Below are 15,318 nucleotides of genomic sequence, written 5' to 3'. Positions count from 1 at the left end.
ACGGAGGCTGGTTCATGCCCGAAACAACGACCATCCAACTCTTCGTGTTCCTGCTGGCCAGCTTTGTCGGCCTCATGACCATCCACCGCGTGCCGCCCCTGCTGCACACCCCGCTGATGGCGGCGACCAATGCTATGTCCGGCATTTCGCTCGTGGCATCGCTGGTTCTGGCCGGCGCCAATCACGGCTGGCTCGGCACCATTTTCGGCACCATCGCCGTGGCCATGGCCATGGCCAACGTCGTCGGCGGCTTCCTGATCACCGACCGCATGCTGGCCATGTTCAAGACCGACAACAAGAAGGCCGATAAGGCAGCGAAATGACCGATACCTTTATTCAGATCGCCTACCTTGTAGCGGCATTCCTCTTCATCAACGCGCTGCGCGTCCTCGGTCGTCCGGAAACGGCGCGCCGCGGCATGCAGATGGCAGCCCTCGGCATGCTCATTGCCGTGGTAGCAACGCTCTTCCACGCCCGTATCGTTGAATATCACTGGATCGTGGTCGGCATCTTCGCCGGTGCCGCCATCGGCTATCCGCTCGGCATGTTCGTGCCGATGACGGCCATGCCCCAGCGTATCGCTATCAGCCACGCTTTTGGTGCGCTGGCTGCAACCCTCGTGGGCCTGGGCGAATACCACCACGGCTTCACCACCAATCACCTCGATAGCGGCCACGTTGCGGCCCTCGCGCTCGAAGTGCTGCTCGGTGGCCTGACCGTCACCGGATCGATCATGGCCGCTGGCAAGCTGCAGGGCTGGTTGCCGCAGAAGCCAATCACCTTTCCCTTCCAGAACATCTCGAACTTCATCCTGCTCGGCATTGCCGTCATCGGCTTTGTCTGGATGATCATTGTGCCCGATGCCTGGCCAGTGTTCATCGTCATGCTGGTCGTCTCGCTGGCCATCGGCGTGCTCATCGTTCTGCCGATCGGTGGCGCCGACATGCCGGTGGTGGTCTCGCTGCTCAACGCCTATGCAGGTCTTGCCGCCGTGGCGACCGGCTTCGCGCTCGACAACAACATCCTGATCATCGTCGGCGCACTCGATGGCGCCAGCGGCATCATCCTCTCGCTCGCCATGTCGAAGGCCATGAACCGTTCCTTCGCCAACGTGCTGTTCGGCGCCTTTGGTTCGGACAGCGTAGCCGCGACTGCCGCAGATGGTTCGACCGGCGGAGAAATGAAGCCGGTCTCGGCTGAAGACGCAGCCCTGCGCATGGCCTATGCCAAGCGCGTGGTCATCGTCCCGGGGTACGGCCTCGCCGTTTCCCAGGCCCAGCATCAGGTCCGCGAACTTGCCGACCTCATCGAAAAGCGCGGCGGCGACGTCAAGTTCGCCATCCACCCCGTCGCTGGTCGCATGCCCGGCCACATGAACGTGCTGCTCGCCGAAGCCGGTGTCGCTTACGACAAGCTGATCGACATGGACGAGATCAACGAGAAGTTCCCGGAAACCGACGTGGTGCTGGTCATCGGAGCCAACGACGTGGTCAACCCTGCCGCCAGCACCAACCCGTCCTCGCCCATCTATGGCATGCCGATCCTCAAGGTCTCGGAAGCCCAGAGCGTCATCGCCATGAAGCGCGGTCCAGGCAAGGGTTTCTCCGGCGTCGAGAACGAACTCTTCTTCGACGAAAAGACCTCGATGCTCTTCGGCGACGCCAAGCAGTCGCTCGTCGAACTCATCTCCCAGGTCAAGGAAGCCTAAGACTTCTTCCAGCACCGACAAACAACAACACCGCAGTCCACCAGGCTGCGGTGTTTTCGTTTTTGGGGCTAAAAAATGTTCGTGACTAACCTTTCGTAGATCAATCGTTCTGCGAGCGCTTCGGCCTCTTTACCTCGCCTGAGGACAATCTCTCTGGCCTTTTCAAATAGCTCGTCCAATTTTGCGCTGATCGCTTCATTAAGACGACGAATATCGCTCGAGTTTACAGCTTAAGCTGGGGTATTCTGGTCGGAAATACGGGTTTTAGTTTGTGAAATTGAAGCAGCTGCATGTCGGAGAAGGGGGCGGTTGACGACACTAGGGCAGGGCCGGCACATCATCGATGCAGCTATGCAGCTATGCAGCTATGCAGCTATGCAGCTATGCAGCTATGCAGCTATGCAGCTATGCAGCTATGCAGCTAGGCAGCTATGCCGCGATGCCGCAAAATTTGAGTTTGGCATGGAGCGAAGTGCGTCTGCTTTTAGGAGCTGACGGCAGTTGAACAAATGTCTGAAATGAGGGCGCAAAGCTGTCCCTGACCCGTAGGTTGCCTAGCACAATCTGGATTTGATTATCCGAGGAAGGGTGCCGCGACGGCGGCCGGCGAATGTTTTTCTCCACTTCCTCGCCAGTCGCTCAGATCTTTGCCAATTTCGTCGTCTTCCTCAACATTTTGTCATACAAACAGGCCCAAATTCGCGTTAGATCGCCAACCTTGTTCGAGGGACAGGTGTTTATGCTGGACGGGAGTGCGAAAAGACTATGGTTATGGCCTAGATTTGACCACTCGCCCATTCGCCATAATCACCGGCATATGCATCCCGTCGCCCTGCAAAAGCGAGATGTCGGACAGTGGATTGCCGTCAACGACGATAAGGTCTGCGAAGGCCCCTTCGGCGATGATGCCCGCCTTGCCTTCGAGGTGGCAGAGCTTGGCGCCGACTAGGGTTGCAGATTGGATGATCTCGGCTGGCGTGAGCACCTTGGCGAGCAGTTCAAATTCCATGCAGTGATATTTGCGCAGTTCTCCCAAGAGGTCCGAGCCGAATGCCATTGGCAGTCCGGCATCGCGCATGATTTCAAGCGAGCGCAGGCCGCCAGACCGAACAGTGTCGATCTTCGCAAATTCGGCTGCGCCGAGGCCCAGCGCTTCGCCCTCGAGTGCAAGAGCGTCGTAGGCAACCAACGTTGGAACAGCGATGCAGCCCTTTTCTGCGGCCAGCTTGGCAGTGTCCGGCTCGATCAGGTTGCAATGCTCGAGCGAACGCACGCCCAGCTCTACGCAGCGGCGGATGGATTTGTCGGTGTAGACGTGGGCCGAGACATAGAGCCCAGCATTGTCGGCTTCTTCGACCATCGCTTCAATTTCCGCACGGGAATATTGGATCGAGTGGATTGGGTCGTTCGGCGAAGAAACCCCGCCATTTGCCATCACCTTGATGAAATGAGCGCCTTCCTTGATGAACGAACGGCAGGCCGCGCGAACATTATCGACGCCATCAACGATCAGCCCCATTGAGCCGAGGCGTTCGGACATAATTCCGGGACGATCATCAGTGCGCTTACGCAGATCGGCGTGGCCGCCAGTGGTGGTCAGCCCCTTGCCGCAGATGATGAGACGCGGACCGTTGATCAGCCCTTGATCAACACCCAAGACGAGACCGTGATCTGCGCCACCGAGATCGCGTAGCGTCGTGAACCCGCGCTGCAGCGATTCTTCCATGACGCGCGCCGAGCGCAAAGCGGAGAGTGAGGAGGGGGCAATCATATTGCCCCAAAGATCGAGATTTTCGGCGACGACGTGCACATGGCAATCGATCATGCCGGGCATGAGGGTCTTGCCCGCGAGGTCGATGACCTGAGCGATCTCTGGACGCGACACGGTCTGCGCGACTTCGGCAATGGTGTTGCCAACAACGAGAACCTCAAGGTCGTCGCGGAGAATGCCTTCAGTCGTATCGAGAATTTTACCGCCAGTGAAAACGAATGAAGTGGTCATGGTCACACTCTCTTAGCGGTGATGGCAGGCGACTTGCTGGCCGTCGGCACGGGCCGTCAGTTCAGGCTCGGTTGTTTGGCAGAGGGCGGTCGCGAAGGGGCAGCGCGTGTGGAACGAGCAGCCGCTCGGCTTGCGCGTCGCACTCGGAATATCGTCGTTGGTGGCAGAGAAGCTGTGGCGCTTGCGCGGATCACGTGCTGGCGCGGATCGCATCAAGAGCTCGGTATAGGGGTGGAGCGGCGCCGAGAAGATGGTCGTCTTGGGCGCAATCTCAACGATCTTGCCCAGATACATCACCGCTACGCGATGGGAGATGAATTCAACCACCCCGAGATCGTGCGAGATCGAGAGATAGGACACACCCAAATCGCGCTGCAGATCGCTGAGAAGGTTGAGGATCTGCGCCTGCACCGAAACGTCGAGTGCCGACACCGGTTCGTCACAAACGATCACGTCAGGGTTCAATGCGAGAGCGCGGGCAATACCAATACGCTGGCGCTGTCCGCCGGAGAACTGATGGGCGAAATTGTCAGCCTGATCAGGGCGCAAGCCGACACGAGCCATAAGTTCGGCGACACGTGCCTCACGCTCTTCTTTGGTACCGACGTTATGAATATCGAGCGGCGCGCGGATAATGTCCTTCACGCGCTGGCGCGGGTTGAGGGACGAGAACGGGTCCTGGAACACGATCTGCATCCGGCGGCGATAAGCCTTCAGAGCGTTGCGGTTAAAACCCTTGATCCCTTGGCCGTCAAACTCGACCTTGCCGCCAGTAGGCGTAACGAGGCCCATCAGCGCGAGGCCGGTTGTAGTCTTGCCGCAGCCGCTTTCACCCACTAGCGAAAGCGTCTCACCACGGTTGAGTGCGAAGCTGACGCCGTCGACAGCCTTCACCGCACCGACTTGGCGCTGCAAAACCCCGGCGCGAATAGGGAAGTGAACTTGCAGATTTTCAACGGAGAGCAGGGGAGTGCTTTCAGGCTGCATTATCGTGCTCCCAGCAAGCGGCCCAATGGCCAGGGCGTTTTTCTTCAAATGGCGGACGTTCTTCTAGGCAACGTGCGGACGCGTTCGGGCAGCGCGGCGCAAACGCACAGCCCTTGGGCAGGTCCCAAATGGGTGGAACGGTGCCGGAGATGTCGGCTAGGCGGTCGCCTGCTTGGCTGGACTTGCCAGCGCCGGGAACGGCGCCCATGAGGCCGACGGTATAGGGGTGAAGTGGGTTGTCGAAGAGATCGTAAATGGAGGCTTCTTCCACCTTGCGGCCGGCGTACATAACGATAACGCGGTCAGCCACTTCAGACACGACGCCAAGGTCGTGGGTGATTAGAATTTGAGCTGTACCAAGGCGCTTTTGAAGGTCTGAAATCAGACCCAAAATCTGTGCCTGAATGGTCACATCTAGCGCCGTGGTTGGCTCGTCGGCGATGATGATGGAGGGCTCGCACGCAAGGGCCAGTGCGATCATCGCCCGCTGACGCATGCCGCCGGAAAGCTCATGCGGGAACTGCAACGCGCGGCGTTCAGGGTCTGGCATTTGCACCAGCGTGAGCACTTCAACAGCGCGCTTATTCGCCTCAGCCTTAGTGCATTTGCGGTGCGCGCGAACGGCTTCGGCAATCTGCACCCCAATGCGTAGCACAGGGTTGAGTGCGGTAAGCGGTTCCTGAAAAATCATTGCGATTTTTTCGCCACGGAACTGCTCAACTTCGCGCTGGCTCATGCCAAGGAAGTCTTTCCCGTCGATCAGCATGGAGCCGCTGGCGACACGTGCAGCTTCTGGCAGCAGTCGCAGAAGGGAGAGGGCGGTCATGGACTTGCCGCAACCGCTCTCGCCGACGATGCAAAGGGTTTCCCCCGGATGCACCGCCAAACTCATATCTGAAACGACGGCGAATGAGCCTTGCTCGCCTCTAATCTCAATATTGAGATTAGAAACCTCAATCGCTGGTTTTTGCATAGCGTTCGTTGTGCTCATCGCCATCGTCTCCTAATCCGGTCTAGGGGTTGACCGGGGTGCCTTTATCAATCGGTGGCGCCGTCGAGGTTGCCGATCATATACGCGTAGTCGCCGGACTGGACGACGTTGCGGGTGAGGTGTTGCATGATCATGATGCCGTTCTCGAACGGGGTCTTGATCTCTTCCAGCACCTCAAAGGTGTATGGGCTGACAACGCGACCGAGCAGCTCACCGCCATTGATAACTTCGCCGTTCGCAGGGGCGAGAGTTTCGATGAAGCCGCCCTGTGTCGGGCGGACGCCAGCGAGTTCGCTAACAACGACCTGCTTTGGGTTCTCCCAAGGTTCGCCAGCGATGGTGCCGGTGGTCTTGAGCATGTTCAGCACGCCATCAACGGTCTGTTTAACGTAGCCGGTCTGGTCCACAATGCCGCCGCCCAGCTCGATCACGGCAACTGGGATGTTGCGGGTGTCGATGGTTACGGTCTTGGTGGTGCCACCAAAGACTGTACCCTGCTTGTTTTCGACAGGACGGTAGAGAACTTTCGAGCCGAAAGCGCGCGACAGGCGTTCGTCGTTCCAGATGTAGACATAGTCAACGGTCGGACGATCGGTGCCCGAGTGCAGGTCGATATGCACGTCGATGACGTTGAGGAACTCATTGGTTATCGCGTGAGCGAGCTGCTGAGAATAGGTGCCGTTCGGGTTGCCAGGGAACTGACGGTTTAGGTCGACCTTGTCGATGGTTGCATAGCGTTCGTTAACGGCAAACGCCGATGGGTTCGCGACGGGCAGCAGCAGGATACGGCCCTTGAGCGGCATATCCTTGAGTTGGCGGTAGAGATCGAGAATTGCCTGCGAGCCGGTATTTTCGTTGCCGTGGATCGACGCCGAAATACCAATGGTTGGACCGTCTTCTTCACCGACGAGCTCTGTGATGAAAAGCACGGCATCCGAACCGTCGGCATTGGTGGTGAACTTGGGACGCAGCTGATTAATCGCTTTGACCATGATTTTATTCCTTAGTTACTTGGCAGCTTTGCCGCCGCCACGGGACAGCTGACGCGGATCGAGAATGTCACGCAGGCCGTCGCCGAGGAGATTGAAGCCGAGCACGGTGACCATGATGGTCAGGCCCGAGATGATGGAAAGCCATGGCGCGTCACGCATAAAGCGTGTGCCGTAGGCGAGCGTCCAGCCCCAGGTTGGTTCTGGAGGTGGCAGGCCAAAGCCGAGGAAGCTCAGCGCGGATTCCGAAATGATCGCAGTGCCGAGGCCGAGTGAGGCCAGTACGATGATCGGGCCGAGCGCGTTGGGCAGGATTTCCTTGAAGATGATGCGAACCGGGCCGGCGCCGAGCGCCCTGGCGGCCTGCACATAGTTCTGCTCACGCAAGACGAGTGTGGTCGAACGCACGACACGGGCATATTCCGTCCACGCCACAACAATGATGGCGAGAGCGACGTTAAATACGCCAGGTCCGAGAACTGCGACGATCGCAAGTGCCAAAACGATTGCTGGGAAGCCGAGGAAAATGTCGGTGATGCGCATAAGAAGCTGATCGACCCAGCCACCGAAATAGCCAGCAACCAGACCAACGACAGTGCCGATCAGAGCGGACGCCGTCACCGAGATCACCGCAATGGTGAGCGAGATGCGCGCGCCGTAAATAAGGCGCGACCAGAGATCGCGACCGAAATTGTCGGTGCCAAGAATGTGCGCTGCAGTCGGCGTCGAAAACCGGTTCTTCATGTCCATCTGCTCGACGGCGTGTGTTGCGAAGAAATCCGCAAAGATTGCCAGCAAGACGATGGATAGTGTGATGATGGCGCCAACGACCAGAGAGGTGTTTTTGAGTGCTTTAGGCAAACGCATGGTCGTTATCCGAGACGTACGCGCGGATCGACCGCGGCGTAGAGGAGGTCAACAATCAGGTTCACGAGAGCGAACACGATGGCGAAGGTGAGGACGATGCCCTGAATGAGGGGCAGGTCTCGCTGCGAGATTGCGGCAATTGTCAGCTGACCAAGGCCGGGCCAAGCAAAGATGGATTCCGTCAGAACCGCGCCTCCGAGCAAAGCTCCAAAACGCAGGCCGATGACTGAAAGAACTGGCAGCAGGGCGTTACGCAAAGCGTGGTGAACAACCACGTGACCGCGACGCAGACCCTTTGCGTATGCGGTACGCACGAAATCTTCACGCAGGACTTCCAGCATTGAGGCGCGGACCAGACGCGAGATGATCGCTGCAGAGTTTGCCGCAAGCGCCAGCGCGGGCAGGGCGATGTGGCGAACGCTGTCCCACAGAACTTGCGGCTGTCCGGTAAGCGCCAACCATACCGCTTCATGCATAGGTACGCCGCGACCAATCGAGGGTAACCAACCGAGAGTTACGGCGAATAGCAGCATCAGCAGGAGGCCGAGCCAGTACACGGGCATCGACACACCAAGCTGCGCGAACAGCATGGTCACGGTATCAACCCAAGAGCCCTGACGGATTGCAGCGAGTACGCCGAGTGTGATTCCAAGCAGACTTGCCAAGAGTAGCGCAACTACAGCCAACTCGATGGTTGCGCCGAGACGACCAAAGATGATCTCGCTGACGGGCTGGTTCTGGAAGATTGAACGCCCCATGTCGCCCTGCAAAAGGGCAGCGAAATAGTCCCAAAGACGCACATACCAAGGATCGTTCAATCCGAGCGTAGTCCGGAGGTGTTCAATGGCTTCGGGGGTCGCATCCTGCCCAAGGAGAACCGAAGCTGGATCGCCAGGAATAATGAGGAGGAGGCCGAAAGTGACAACCACCATTCCGATAGCCATCGGGACCAGCAGCAGCATGCGGCGAATGACGTAGGCGAGCATTGCGACCTACCCTTAGTTGGAGGGGAGAGTGATCATCCGAGGATGATCTCTTCCAGCTTGCGGGGATAATGTGTTAGGGATTCTGGACCGTTTTCGGTAACCAGAACCGTATCGGCGAGACGGAAGCCGCCGAGGTCCGGCACATAAAGCGCGGGCTCGGACGAACAGATCATACCTGCTTGCAAAATAGTCTCGTCGCCGCCTTCCACCCACGGTGGCTCGTGGAACTGCACGCCCATGCCGTGACCAACACGGTGAGGACAGAACTGGAAGACATTGTTTTCGCGATAGAAATCGAGAGCTGAATCATCGGCTGTCGAACAGGTTTGGCCAGCAACCAAGCCCGCCGTGCCAACGGCCTGAGCGGTCTGTGCCAGTGTGTAGAACTTTTCTTGCTCAGCGCTTGGCTCGCCCAGAATGAAGGTGCGTTCGCTCTCAGCTGCGCGTCCACCGACGCGGCATCCAAGTGAGAGGATCATGCTCTCGCCGCGCTGCGGACGGTGCTTGGATGGCATGCCGTGGGGCAGAGATGAACGCAGGCCTGAATAGACGAGGCCACCCGCAAGCGTTGCCACATACATAATGTCGTCGTGCTCAGACTGCATAGTGTCGAGCGCATTGCGAATGACGAAGCCTTCGATCTCGATTTCGCTCGGCATGGTTTTGCCGGTACGCAGCGCATCTGAGATCAGCTCAGCGCCAGCATTGACCATGTTGTCGGAAATGCGGGCCGCTTCGCGGTGCAGTACGAGTTCTTCAGCGTACTTAATCTGACGCTGCGTCGAGACGAGAACGGTTGCTTTCGTCCGCGCGTTCGGAAAGGCGTCCTGAATGTGGCTGACACGGCCGTTAGCCATGCCAAAACTGTGGCCGATTGTGCCAGTCAGATTACCAAGGGTACGCGCCAACACGACAAAGGCAGGATCGCGGCCCGGGAATTCGAAATAGACCACCAGTTCTGCGCCATCATATTGCGAGCTGGCGTGGTGCCGCTCAAGCTCAGGGATCAGCAGATAGGTCGAGGTTTGCGTCAGAACCACACACACCGGGCGTTCGGTTGTGTAGTGGGTGAAGCCAGTGGTGTAGAGGATGTCGTCATTGGAATCGAGAACGAGGATGTCAAGTCCTTCGCGGTCCATTTTGGTGCGAAGGTCGCGTTGTACGCGTGCGTAAAATTCCGCGCTGAGGCGCTGATTGAAAGCCATGACACTAGTCCTGGAATTGGGAGGAGTGGCTGGCGCCGGAGCGCCAGCCAGAGCGTTAGCTCTCAGTCGTTGAGGCCGATCAAACCACGAAGGTTGCCGCGCGGAGTTGCCTGAACTTCAATCGGCAGGTCCTTGCTGTGGAACAGCTGGTAGCCCTGAGCCGAGATGATGTAGTACGGCAGTTCTTCAGCGAGAATGGTCGCGGCAGCCTGGTAGGCAGCAGTACGACCCGCCACGTCGAGGGTCGAACGACCGTCCTGCAGCAGCTTGTCGACTTCAGCGTTCGAGTAGCCGCCCCAGTTGGTCGGGCCACCGGTCGAGAGCTGTGCGAACATGAGACGATCGGGGTCAACAATGTTGAGCCAGCCGAGGACGGCGATCTGGTGCTTGCCCTGCTGAACATAGTTGGTCGAGAACGAAGGCCAGTCAGTGATCTGAGCAATAGCCTTCACGCCAGCCTGTTCGAACATGGCCTGCATGAATTCAACGGTCTGAACGCGGTTTGTGTCTTCCGAGTGCGTCGACAGGATAACTTCGAGCGGTGCGCCGTCCTTGTCGAGGAAACCATCGTTGTTGGTGTCGGTCCAGCCAGCTTCCGCGAAGAGAGCTTTTGCGCCGTCAAAGTCAAATGCCGGCTGCACGATCTTTGGATCATAGGCCCACGACGATGGAAGCAGGATCGAGGTCGCGACTTCGTCTACCTTCTGGTAGATGTCGTTTACGATGGTCTCCTGATCGATTAGCATAGAAAACGCTTGGCGCATTTTCACGTCTGCGAGCAGCGGATCATTGACGTTGAAGTGTACGTAGGTCACGCCAAGACCCGGAATAACGACGTTGCCGAAGCGGTCGTCGCCACGCAGACGTTCAATATCCTGAGGCGGCAAGGGAGATTGAATGACATCGAGGTCGCCAGCTTCAAAAGCCTGCGCACGTGCGGAGTTGTCGCCAATGACCTTAAAAGAGACGCTGTCAAACGCTGCTGCAGTGCCCCAGAAGTTTTCATTCTTCTCGAGGATGATTTCCGAGCCGCGAACCCAGTTCGAGAGCTTCATTGGGCCTGCGCCAACCGGGTTGAGGGCGAGGTCGTGACCGGATTCAGCCAGTGCCTTGGACACAATACCAATGTCGAGGTAGCTCAGCAGGGGAGCGTATGGAGCTGAAAGTGAGAACTTTACGGTAGTAGCGTCAACAGCTTCGATTGCGCTGATTGGCGCATAAAGCGCGCGCTGCGGCGCGTTGAAATCTGCATCGAGAAGCGTTGTGAAGGTGTAGACGACGTCTTCGGCGGTAAGCGGGCTGCCGTCTGAGAATTTAAGGTCAGGGCGAAGCGTGAAGATCACTGTCTGCGGGTCTGGGCTTTCCCAGCCGGCTGCGAGATCAGGAACGGCTTCTAGGCCGGGGGTGATGTGGACGAGACCCGAATAGATGAGGTCAGCAACACGATTGGCGGACGAGTCGCGGCTTTGACGTGGGTCGAGAGTGCCCGCATCAACGTCAAGACCGACGACCAATGTTTCTGCCATCGCCGAAACTGGCATCATGCTCAGCGCAACGATGGCGCTGGTTGCCATAAGAAACTTCTTCATGTTTTTCCCTTGTACTTCTTTTTGGACGGGTGGAGTGCCCGCTATCTGGTTGCCTTGCCTTGGCGCAGTAACGCCAATTTGGGGGCCAAAACTGTGTCCAGCGCGACCGGGTCGGGTACGTGCCTAAACTCAAAACAAGGCACGCCCTTCCGTGCCAGTTCATTCACGTCATCAGCGCCTGATGCGTACACAACTGCATCACAGCTCTGGATGACGGCCTTCAAATCGGCCGCGTCCGTATAGGTGACGACGACGTCCGCAACGTGCGGTGCGAACTCGCGCACACTCGGTCTCATGACGGCGATATACTCTTTAAAGCGCGATACCGCGGCGACTCTGGCACGAGAGTCGAGACCGGCCAAAGTCTGGCGTGTGGTCTGGCTGGGAATGAATTTCAGGCCAAAAACATTGAGGCCCTTCAAGGTCGCGCGCACTTCCGCTTCACGATTGCCGAAAGTCAGCACCAGATCTGCATCAAAGCAGAGCTGACGCGCCGCTTCGTCAAAGCGCAGCTCGTCTAGGGTCACGAGCGTGATCTGGTCGAGCGAGGAGAGAGTAGGGCGGATCTGCTCGAGATAGTCCCGGCCGACCTCCTCAAAGATGACGACGAAGACCAACTTGAGCCCCGTTTCGGTCGAACGGATATGAGCGCGGGCGCTGATCATCGATACGAGCGACATCGCGTTGATCCCGAGACCATCGGCCTTGGCAAGAATGGCGTCGATATCGCGGCTAAGAAGAGTGAGCGGGTTGATCTGTTCGGAAGGGGCGCCCGGGTCGCGAGCTGCAAATGCCCCCAACCCCGAACGCATCTCGATGAAACCTTCATCGCGTAGCTGTTGGTACACTTGGCTGACGGTCATCGGCGCGACGCCGATTTCAGCCGCGAGCTGACGCACTGACTGCAGCTTGGTGCCACGAGGCAGATCGGCAAACGACAGGAAATAGCTCAACAGCCCGTAGAGCTGCGTCCCGACGGGGACGGGGAGCGACTTGTCTATGCTTGATGCGTCAAACTTGAACATGTGTACTGCTCTGTTAGTACACCTACCCTAGGGTCACGCAGTTGTGTATGCAAGTGCATCTGCGCATTTTCTGCACTTGATTCCGGAAAGCCGTGAATTTGTGCAGAAGGGCGGTATTTTCTGGGCATTTTGGGCGTTTTTGTCCCTAGTGTCCTCATCTTAGAACCCAGAATTCTATCGAGGTGTGCTAATGGAATATGTCAATCTTGGCCGAACTGGCTTGAAAATCTCCAAGCTTGGTATGGGTTGCATGACCTTTGGCTCGCCAACTTGGGCGCCATGGGTGCTCGACGAGGAGCGGTCCCGTCCGATTCTAGAAAAGGCCGTCGATCTCGGAATTAACTTCTTCGACCTCGCCGACATGTACTCGCTCGGCGCCTCGGAAGAAGTTGTCGGTCGCGTTCTTAAGAATGTCCCGCGCCACAAGCTCGTCTACGGTTCCAAGCTCTACAATCCAATGAGCGGCGACGTGAACGACCGTGGCTTGTCGCGTAAGCATATCTTCGACAGCATCGATGGCACGCTCAAGCGCCTCAACACCGACTATCTCGACCTCTATTCGTTGCACCGTTTTGATTACGAAACACCGCTCGAAGAAACCCTCGACGCGCTCAACGATGTCGTCCGTCAGGGCAAGGTTCGCTACCTCGGCGCTTCGTCCATGCACGCGTGGCAATTCATGAAGGCCATTGGCATGCAGCGCGCCAACGGCTGGGCGCAGTTCGTCTGCATGCAGAACCATTACAACTTGATCTACCGCGAAGAAGAGCGGGAAATGCTGCCGCTGTGTATGTCGGAAGGCATTGGCATCACCCCTTGGTCGCCTCTCGCCCGTGGTCGTCTGGCTGCGCGTCCAGAGCCGGACTCAACTCGCTCGCAGACCGACAAGACCGCATCCGCCCTTTACGATCGCACCAAGGAAACAGACGACGCCGTCGTCGCGGCCGTTCGTAACGTCGCCGAACGCCATGGCCGTCCAGCGGCACAGATAGCTTATGCTTATGTCGCGCGTCGCCCAGGCATCACCGCTCCAATCGTTGGCATTTCCAAGCTCCACCAGTTTGATGACGCGATTGCTTCGCTCGAAGTGAAGCTGACAGCCGAAGACATCGCTGAAATGGAAGCGCCATACGAACCAAAGCGCGTCGCTGGTCACGTTTAAGGATTGATCCGATGAAGATCGGCAAGGAACTTGCAGAACTCACCGCTGGCCTAGACGCGCTGTATCGCGCCACCCAGAACAGCGACGGCTTTCTCAATAAGGAAGGCCTGATCCCAGTCGCGATGGCAGAGGTTGTCCCTCTGCCACTGGTTAGCTATGACGACGCTCGCGAAAAGCTCCATGCGCTTGCGGCTCGTCTGCCGGCGGAAGCGGAAAGCGCCTTGCGCGCTGACTACGTGGCCGAAATGATCGACTCATTACTCGCGTTGATCGACACATTTGACGGCACTCCAATCTCCTTTGCAGACCGCGTCGCCCGCCAAATCCGCGTCCCGCAGACCCTCGTCCCAGATGCAGAACTCGATGGTTATCGCGCGACAATCCGCGAAAAGCTTGACGAGCTTGGCTACAGCGGCGGCACGTTAGCGGAAGATTTTGAGCGTTACGAAGCGCAGGCACGCGTTCCAACCGCTCAGGTCCTTGCCGTTCTCAACGAACTGATCGCCGAGGCCCGCACCCGCGTTACCGCCATAATGTATCCGTACGATCATGAAGGCATGACGCCAGAAGGCGTAACCGCAGTGCCGTTTTCAGCCTATTGCGACTACCCAACCCGCAAGGTGCTGCTTAACCTCGACTTCCCTTACACGCGCTTCTCGCTCAAGCATCTGGCGACGCATGAAGTGTTCCCTGGCCATCTCGTGCATATGAATATCCGCGAGAACATGGTTGAGGCCGAAAGCATGCCGCTAGACGGTGCGCAGGTGGTTACGTCGTCGGCCAGCTCCGCCATCTTTGAAGGCATTGCCGACAACGGGATGGAGTTCCTAGATTGGGTCAACGGTCCTGAAGACGAGCTCGGTGTCGCCCTACAGCGTCTGCGCAGCGCTATGCGTTGCAACGCCGCTTGGATGATGCACGCCCTAGGCATGTCGCTCGATGAGATCGTCCCGATTATGGCTGACAAGGCCTTGCAGGACCCAATAACCGCCCGCTCGCGTCTGGCCTTCCTTAGCCACAACCTGCGTGCCCCCTTCGTCTATGCCTATTACGGTGGCGACATGGCGGTGAATGCTGTGTGGAAGTTGGTCAGGCCCGAGCAACGCAAAGCGTTCTGGGAGTACCTCTACAACAACATGCACACGCCCTCGACTTTGGCAAAGCACTGGCATGCTTTTAGTAACTAGCGTGCGTTGAATATCTGCCCCTTCACGTGCCGCCTGAGCTCGTTCGACTCAGGCGGCATCAATCGTCCCATGGTTGTTGCCAAATAGCCTGCGTTCGCAGTCTATCGCATGCGTCTTATGGTTGCCTTCGGCCTGCTGATCCGGGAATTGGCCCCGTTTATGTGATACGGTCGTAGCGACAGCTCTCTGGAGAATGGCGAGAGTTGGCAAACGTCTGAAATGGCTGTGGTAGTTGACTGCGCAAGAGTAGGGGCAGACTGTTTGGGATCAGGACCTATGTCTCAGAAATGGGTTTGCGATTTAAGTAGAGTTCTGGTCTCGTCTGCGTGACGAAAGACCCAGAATGACGACGAAAACAACGAAGACGAAATCATCCGCAGAGCAGGTTGTGAAGGACATTCGCCGCGCGACACGACGACACTTTTCGGCCGAGGACAAGATCCGGATCGTGCTCGACGGATTGCGTGGCGAGGACAGCATTGCTGAGCTGTGCCGGCGTGAAGGCATCGCCCAGAGCGTCTATTACTCTTGGTCAAAGGAGTTCATGGAAGCTGGCAAGCGACGTTTGGCTGGTGACACAACTCGTGCCGCCACCAATGATGAGGTTCTGGATTTACGCA

Annotated in this window: 14 protein-coding genes; 5 read left to right on the top strand and 9 right to left on the bottom strand. The window is 57.8% G+C overall.

What is annotated here, in order from left to right; genetic code table 11:
* Window positions 1-14 precede the first annotated feature (14 nt).
* Both JHL21_RS06250 and JHL21_RS06245 read left to right on the top strand, forming a co-directional pair.
* Window positions 15-323 carry an NAD(P) transhydrogenase subunit alpha gene (locus JHL21_RS06250; protein ID WP_169196235.1) on the top strand — a complete coding sequence of 103 codons (309 nt, stop codon included), beginning with the start codon at window positions 15-17 and terminating at the stop codon, window positions 321-323.
* Window positions 320-1,708 (top strand): NAD(P)(+) transhydrogenase (Re/Si-specific) subunit beta, encoded by a 1,389-nt coding sequence (locus JHL21_RS06245; RefSeq protein WP_200212546.1) that lies wholly within the window; start codon window positions 320-322, stop codon window positions 1,706-1,708. Before JHL21_RS06250 ends, JHL21_RS06245 begins: the two co-directional genes overlap by 4 nt.
* Before the next feature lie 769 nt (window positions 1,709-2,477).
* Here JHL21_RS06245 and JHL21_RS06240 read toward each other — a convergent pair.
* From JHL21_RS06240 to JHL21_RS06200, 9 genes are all read right to left on the bottom strand, one after another.
* The gene (locus JHL21_RS06240) at window positions 2,478-3,710 is read right to left on the bottom strand and encodes an amidohydrolase family protein (protein WP_200212545.1); all 1,233 of its coding nucleotides are present in this window, start codon (window positions 3,708-3,710) and stop codon (window positions 2,478-2,480) included.
* A gap of 12 nt (window positions 3,711-3,722) precedes the next feature.
* Window positions 3,723-4,697: an ABC transporter ATP-binding protein gene (locus JHL21_RS06235; protein ID WP_200212544.1), complete on the bottom strand. Its 975-nt coding sequence runs from the start codon at window positions 4,695-4,697 to the stop codon at window positions 3,723-3,725.
* On the bottom strand, window positions 4,687-5,688 hold the full coding sequence (locus tag JHL21_RS06230; RefSeq protein WP_254081960.1) for an ABC transporter ATP-binding protein: 1,002 nt from the start codon (window positions 5,686-5,688) through the stop codon (window positions 4,687-4,689). Before JHL21_RS06230 ends, JHL21_RS06235 begins: the two co-directional genes overlap by 11 nt.
* A 47-nt stretch (window positions 5,689-5,735) precedes the next feature.
* Window positions 5,736-6,680: a succinylglutamate desuccinylase/aspartoacylase family protein gene (locus tag JHL21_RS06225; protein WP_200212539.1), complete on the bottom strand. Its 945-nt coding sequence runs from the start codon at window positions 6,678-6,680 to the stop codon at window positions 5,736-5,738.
* A gap of 15 nt (window positions 6,681-6,695) precedes the next feature.
* Entirely contained in the window at window positions 6,696-7,544 is an 849-nt protein-coding gene (locus JHL21_RS06220; protein ID WP_200212538.1) for an ABC transporter permease, read from the bottom strand.
* 5 nt (window positions 7,545-7,549) lie between these two features.
* Entirely contained in the window at window positions 7,550-8,530 is a 981-nt protein-coding gene (locus JHL21_RS06215; RefSeq protein WP_200212537.1) for an ABC transporter permease, read from the bottom strand.
* 32 nt (window positions 8,531-8,562) lie between these two features.
* Window positions 8,563-9,735, bottom strand: a complete 1,173-nt coding sequence (locus JHL21_RS06210; RefSeq protein ID WP_200212536.1) for a Xaa-Pro peptidase family protein — start codon at window positions 9,733-9,735, stop codon at window positions 8,563-8,565.
* A 62-nt stretch (window positions 9,736-9,797) separates the two neighbouring features.
* On the bottom strand, window positions 9,798-11,324 hold the full coding sequence (locus tag JHL21_RS06205; protein ID WP_200212535.1) for an ABC transporter substrate-binding protein: 1,527 nt from the start codon (window positions 11,322-11,324) through the stop codon (window positions 9,798-9,800).
* Window positions 11,325-11,365: 41 nt separating this feature from the next.
* The gene (locus JHL21_RS06200; protein ID WP_200212534.1) at window positions 11,366-12,349 is read right to left on the bottom strand and encodes a GntR family transcriptional regulator; all 984 of its coding nucleotides are present in this window, start codon (window positions 12,347-12,349) and stop codon (window positions 11,366-11,368) included.
* 190 nt (window positions 12,350-12,539) lie between these two features.
* Here JHL21_RS06200 and JHL21_RS06195 point away from each other — a divergent pair, with 190 nt between their 5' ends.
* The 3 genes from JHL21_RS06195 to JHL21_RS06185 form a co-directional block, all read left to right on the top strand.
* Entirely contained in the window at window positions 12,540-13,511 is a 972-nt protein-coding gene (locus JHL21_RS06195; RefSeq protein ID WP_200212533.1) for an aldo/keto reductase, read from the top strand.
* Window positions 13,512-13,522: 11 nt separating this feature from the next.
* Window positions 13,523-14,698: a hypothetical protein gene (locus tag JHL21_RS06190; protein WP_200212531.1), complete on the top strand. Its 1,176-nt coding sequence runs from the start codon at window positions 13,523-13,525 to the stop codon at window positions 14,696-14,698.
* Window positions 14,699-15,041: 343 nt separating this feature from the next.
* The coding region (locus tag JHL21_RS06185) for a transposase (RefSeq protein WP_200212530.1) at window positions 15,042-15,318 on the top strand (277 nt) is incomplete at its 3' end.

It is taken from the genome of Devosia sp. WQ 349K1, assembly GCF_016595685.1.
Classification (GTDB): Bacteria; Pseudomonadota; Alphaproteobacteria; order Rhizobiales; family Devosiaceae; genus Devosia.
Note: the sequence above shows the minus strand (reverse complement) of the source record. Positions and strands in the feature narration are given on the sequence as shown.

What these genes read in the sequence shown, in the direction of transcription:
- JHL21_RS06250 (WP_169196235.1), top strand. Translation starts at nt 15, where the DNA reads ATGCCCGAAACAACGACCATCCAACTCTTCGTGTTCCTGCTGGCCAGC.
- JHL21_RS06245 (WP_200212546.1), top strand. Translation starts at nt 320, where the DNA reads ATGACCGATACCTTTATTCAGATCGCCTACCTTGTAGCGGCATTCCTC.
- JHL21_RS06240 (WP_200212545.1), bottom strand. Translation starts at nt 3,710, where the DNA reads ATGACCACTTCATTCGTTTTCACTGGCGGTAAAATTCTCGATACGACT.
- JHL21_RS06235 (WP_200212544.1), bottom strand. Translation starts at nt 4,697, where the DNA reads ATGCAGCCTGAAAGCACTCCCCTGCTCTCCGTTGAAAATCTGCAAGTT.
- JHL21_RS06230 (WP_254081960.1), bottom strand. Translation starts at nt 5,688, where the DNA reads ATGAGCACAACGAACGCTATGCAAAAACCAGCGATTGAGGTTTCTAAT.
- JHL21_RS06225 (WP_200212539.1), bottom strand. Translation starts at nt 6,680, where the DNA reads ATGGTCAAAGCGATTAATCAGCTGCGTCCCAAGTTCACCACCAATGCC.
- JHL21_RS06220 (WP_200212538.1), bottom strand. Translation starts at nt 7,544, where the DNA reads ATGCGTTTGCCTAAAGCACTCAAAAACACCTCTCTGGTCGTTGGCGCC.
- JHL21_RS06215 (WP_200212537.1), bottom strand. Translation starts at nt 8,530, where the DNA reads ATGCTCGCCTACGTCATTCGCCGCATGCTGCTGCTGGTCCCGATGGCT.
- JHL21_RS06210 (WP_200212536.1), bottom strand. Translation starts at nt 9,735, where the DNA reads ATGGCTTTCAATCAGCGCCTCAGCGCGGAATTTTACGCACGCGTACAA.
- JHL21_RS06205 (WP_200212535.1), bottom strand. Translation starts at nt 11,324, where the DNA reads ATGAAGAAGTTTCTTATGGCAACCAGCGCCATCGTTGCGCTGAGCATG.
- JHL21_RS06200 (WP_200212534.1), bottom strand. Translation starts at nt 12,349, where the DNA reads ATGTTCAAGTTTGACGCATCAAGCATAGACAAGTCGCTCCCCGTCCCC.
- JHL21_RS06195 (WP_200212533.1), top strand. Translation starts at nt 12,540, where the DNA reads ATGGAATATGTCAATCTTGGCCGAACTGGCTTGAAAATCTCCAAGCTT.
- JHL21_RS06190 (WP_200212531.1), top strand. Translation starts at nt 13,523, where the DNA reads ATGAAGATCGGCAAGGAACTTGCAGAACTCACCGCTGGCCTAGACGCG.